Genomic DNA, 3,499 nt, shown 5'->3' with positions numbered 1-3,499 from the left:
TTCCAATATCTAATTTTTTAAATTTTTCTTTCTATTAATTATATATTTGAGTTTTAGTGGGCAAATCGATAAGTATTTGAACTATATCATACGTTTTATACGAATTGTTCGTATAATTCTGCTTATTTTTGGTGATGGTTATTTCTCTTGGTTAATTCTAATCAGTTAGATTGTTGTAATGTTCATTATCTACTTCTTCTAACCATTCATTGCTTGTATCATCGCCGGGAACTTCAACGGCAATATGTGAAAACCAAGAATCTGCTTTGGCACCATGCCAATGCTTTACATTAGCTGGAATTGTAATTACGGTGCCGGGAACAAGACTTTCAGCTTCTTTGCCTTCTTCCTGATACCATCCTTCACCTGCTGTGCAAATCAAAATTTGGCCTCCTCCATTGCTTGCCTTGTGAATGTGCCAATTGTTTCTGCATCCTGGTTCAAAAGTGACATTGGCAACAAATACAGTAGATTCTCCAAATTCATTCAATGGATTCAGGTAGGAATTTCCAATAAAGTATTGGGCAAAGGCATCGTTTGGACTGCCTATGCCAAAAATATTTGCTTTTTCAAAATCTTCTTTGTTTAAATATTTCATAATTTATGCCTCCTGTTTTCATTAAGTTAAATTCCATATTATCACAATTCTTAAGTCATTGTTATTTTAAATAATATATCTTTGAGAGTTTTTATTTCATCTTCTGTTATGTTTGCTGTTAGTTTATTTTCCCAGCTTTGAATGACTTCAATTATTTTGTCTGTCTTTTTTATTCCCTCGTCGGTCATTTTGACTATTTTTCTTCTCCTGTTTTCAGGATCCTCCTTTCTTGCAATGTAGCCTTTGTCCTCAAATTTTCTTAAAAGCTTTGCAATGTATGCTCCGCTTACTTTGAACAGTTTCACCAAATCATGTTGTGTTGCGACTTCTTGGGATCTTATTCTTAAAAGAATGGAAAATTCATTTAATGTCAAATCCTCATCCTTGAAGTTAGTTTCATAATATGAACCATAACTTGAAATCAGTTCTTCAACATAATGGTAAATGAATATTTTTTCTGGATTTTCGTTGAATGTCATGATATCTAAACATGATTTTATAATTGCTACTATAAATACTTAATCTTAGTTAATAATTAACTTTATATAATAATTAATACAAATTAACTATTAAATTCAACAGAGGGATTGAAAATATATGAAGATATTGTTAGTAAATGGAAGTCCAAACAGGGAAGGCTCCACCTATGTGGCATTAAAGCAGATACAGGATACTCTCAATGAAGAAAACATTGATTCTGAAATCTATCGCATTGGACATAAAGATATAAGAGGGTGCATTGACTGCAGAAAATGCAGCGAGCTTGGAAAATGCGTTTTCAATGACGAAGTAAATTCTTTCGTTGAAAAGGCTGAGGAATTTGACGGATACGTTTTTGGAGGCCCTGTCTATTATGGGACTGTCAATCCTACATTGACAAATTTTATGACAAGAGTGTTTTTCTCTTCATTCTTTGGTGGAAAACGCATATTTCGCCTAAAGCCTGCAGCTGCGGTTGCAAGCGCCAGGAGAGCTGGGACAATGACTGCAATCGACACCATCAATAGATTTTTCACCTGGGCGGAAATGCCAATAATCAGCTCGACATACTGGAATGTAATATACGGCACCAAAGCAGAAGAGGCGCTGGAGGACCTTGAAGGCTTAAGGACAATGACAGCCCTTGCAAGAAATATGGCATGGTTTTTAAAAATTAAGGAACTTAGCATTAAAGAGGGAATTCCATTGCCAAAATCAACAAAATAAAAGGTTTTAACATGAAAGTGGATGTAATCAATAAGAAAGATCTAACAGAAGGCCAAAAAGAAGTTCTTGAAAGATTCATTGCTTTTCAGGAAGCGATGATTGAAAAGGATTCGGAAAAATTAAATGAAATCATATGTGACAATTATACCTTAACACACATGTCCGGAAGAACACAGACAAAACAGGAATTCATCTATGAGATAATGGACGGAACACTAAACTATTACAAATCAGCTATTGACAATCCCGATATAACAATATGTGGCGAAAATAAAGCAATATTCAAGGCGGACGTAACCCTTGATGCCAAGGTATATGGAATGAAGGGGACATGGACTCTTCATTCAAAACAAACAATGGAAAAGATAAACAACAAATGGCATATAAGCAAATGGGACAATTAGGAAGTGATAAAATGAGTGATGTTGTGTTATTAACAGGAGCGGGTCAAATAGGAATGGCAATTGCACGAAGAATAGGATATGGAAAAAAGATTGTCATTGGAGATAAAAACATTGAAAATGCCAAAATGGTTTCAAAAATCTTAATTGAAGCGGGTTTTGATGCGCAAGCTTGTGAATGTGATATTTCATCACGCGATTCTATTCAAAATTTAATTGAAGAAGCTTTAAAGCATGGTGAAATAACAAGATTCATTAATGCCGCAGGAGTATCTCCCTCTCAGGCTCCAATCGAAACAATACTGAAAGTAGATTTGTACGGAACTGCAGTACTGCTTGAAGAAGTGGGTAAAGTTATAAAAAAAGGTGGAACAGGTGTGATTATTTCATCACAATCAGGACATCGAATGAAACAGTTGGGTGCAGTCATTGATGAACAGCTTGCTACAACACCAACAGAGGAACTTCTTGATTTGGAGGTTCTGCAGGTTGAAAACATTGAAGATACTCTTCATGCTTATCAGCTGGCTAAAAGATGCAATGTAAAAAGAGTAATGTATGAAGCATGTAAATGGGGTGAAAAAGGGGCTAGGATTAATTCAATATCTCCAGGTATTATTGTAACACCATTGGCTATTGATGAATTTAATGGTCCGAGAGGAGATTTTTACAAAAATATGTTTGCAAAATGTCCGTCCGGAAGGCCAGGAACTGCTGATGAAGTTGCAACAGTTGCAGATTTACTTTTAAATGAACAGGGATCATTCATTACCGGTTCAGATATATTAATAGATGGGGGAGCTACTGCATCATACTTCTATGGTAAATTACAACCAAAAGATTAATTATATGGATTGATGCTTGAAATCGATAAGGTTGCGAACTATATCATACGTTTTATACGAATTATTCGTATTCTTTTGAGGGTTTTTTTTATCTAAAATTAAAGAGTTTTAGTGGTAAAAATCGATAAGTATCTGAACTTTTTTATGTGTTCCATGCTTTTATAAAAATTGCTTTGCTCCTGTAAAATTGCTCTAACTTTTTAATATTATATTTATTTAAAACAAAAAGCTTATAAAATTTCTTATTTAAAATAATATTAAATTAAATTTTTTAAAATATAAAATAAAGGTTTTAAAAATGAGAGATTATTCTATTGAAGAGGCAATTGAAATAATTAATTCCTGTGATGAATCGTTCATGCCTGATACTAAACATTTTGATGTTAGGAATATTCAACGGATTGGAGATTTTGGCTTAATCTTTGAAACATTCTTACACAATCCATTAA

5 protein-coding genes are annotated in these 3,499 nt (G+C 33.7%); 3 read left to right on the top strand and 2 right to left on the bottom strand.

The window, feature by feature from the left end:
* Positions 1–157: 157 nt before the first annotated feature.
* The gene (locus E7Z79_RS09555; RefSeq protein ID WP_303739708.1) at positions 158–598 is read right to left on the bottom strand and encodes a cupin domain-containing protein; all 441 of its coding nucleotides are present in this window, start codon (positions 596–598) and stop codon (positions 158–160) included.
* 50 nt (positions 599–648) lie between these two features.
* Positions 649–1,077 carry a MarR family winged helix-turn-helix transcriptional regulator gene (locus tag E7Z79_RS09550; protein WP_303739707.1) on the bottom strand — a complete coding sequence of 143 codons (429 nt, stop codon included), beginning with the start codon at positions 1,075–1,077 and terminating at the stop codon, positions 649–651.
* 118 nt (positions 1,078–1,195) lie between these two features.
* Here E7Z79_RS09550 and E7Z79_RS09545 point away from each other — a divergent pair, with 118 nt between their 5' ends.
* From E7Z79_RS09545 to E7Z79_RS09535, 3 genes are read left to right on the top strand one after another with little or no spacing between them, the layout of a single operon-like run.
* Positions 1,196–1,804 carry a flavodoxin family protein gene (locus tag E7Z79_RS09545; RefSeq protein ID WP_303739706.1) on the top strand — a complete coding sequence of 203 codons (609 nt, stop codon included), beginning with the start codon at positions 1,196–1,198 and terminating at the stop codon, positions 1,802–1,804.
* Positions 1,805–1,815: 11 nt separating this feature from the next.
* Positions 1,816–2,208 carry a nuclear transport factor 2 family protein gene (locus E7Z79_RS09540; RefSeq protein WP_303739705.1) on the top strand — a complete coding sequence of 131 codons (393 nt, stop codon included), beginning with the start codon at positions 1,816–1,818 and terminating at the stop codon, positions 2,206–2,208.
* Positions 2,209–2,219: 11 nt separating this feature from the next.
* Positions 2,220–3,050, top strand: coding sequence for an SDR family oxidoreductase (locus E7Z79_RS09535; RefSeq protein WP_303739704.1), 831 nt, complete (start codon positions 2,220–2,222; stop codon positions 3,048–3,050).
* Positions 3,051–3,499: the final 449 nt, after the last annotated feature.

The sequence above is a fragment of the Methanobrevibacter thaueri genome, from assembly GCF_015062905.1.
GTDB classification, from domain to species: Archaea; Methanobacteriota; Methanobacteria; order Methanobacteriales; family Methanobacteriaceae; genus Methanocatella; species Methanocatella thaueri_A.
The sequence above is the reverse complement of the archived record's forward strand: the minus strand, read 5'-3'. Positions and strand labels throughout refer to the sequence as shown.

Coding starts and splice junctions, on each gene's coding strand:
- E7Z79_RS09555 (WP_303739708.1), bottom strand. CDS start 598: ATGAAATATTTAAACAAAGAAGATTTTGAAAAAGCAAATATTTTTGGC.
- E7Z79_RS09550 (WP_303739707.1), bottom strand. CDS start 1,077: ATGACATTCAACGAAAATCCAGAAAAAATATTCATTTACCATTATGTT.
- E7Z79_RS09545 (WP_303739706.1), top strand. CDS start 1,196: ATGAAGATATTGTTAGTAAATGGAAGTCCAAACAGGGAAGGCTCCACC.
- E7Z79_RS09540 (WP_303739705.1), top strand. CDS start 1,816: ATGAAAGTGGATGTAATCAATAAGAAAGATCTAACAGAAGGCCAAAAA.
- E7Z79_RS09535 (WP_303739704.1), top strand. CDS start 2,220: ATGAGTGATGTTGTGTTATTAACAGGAGCGGGTCAAATAGGAATGGCA.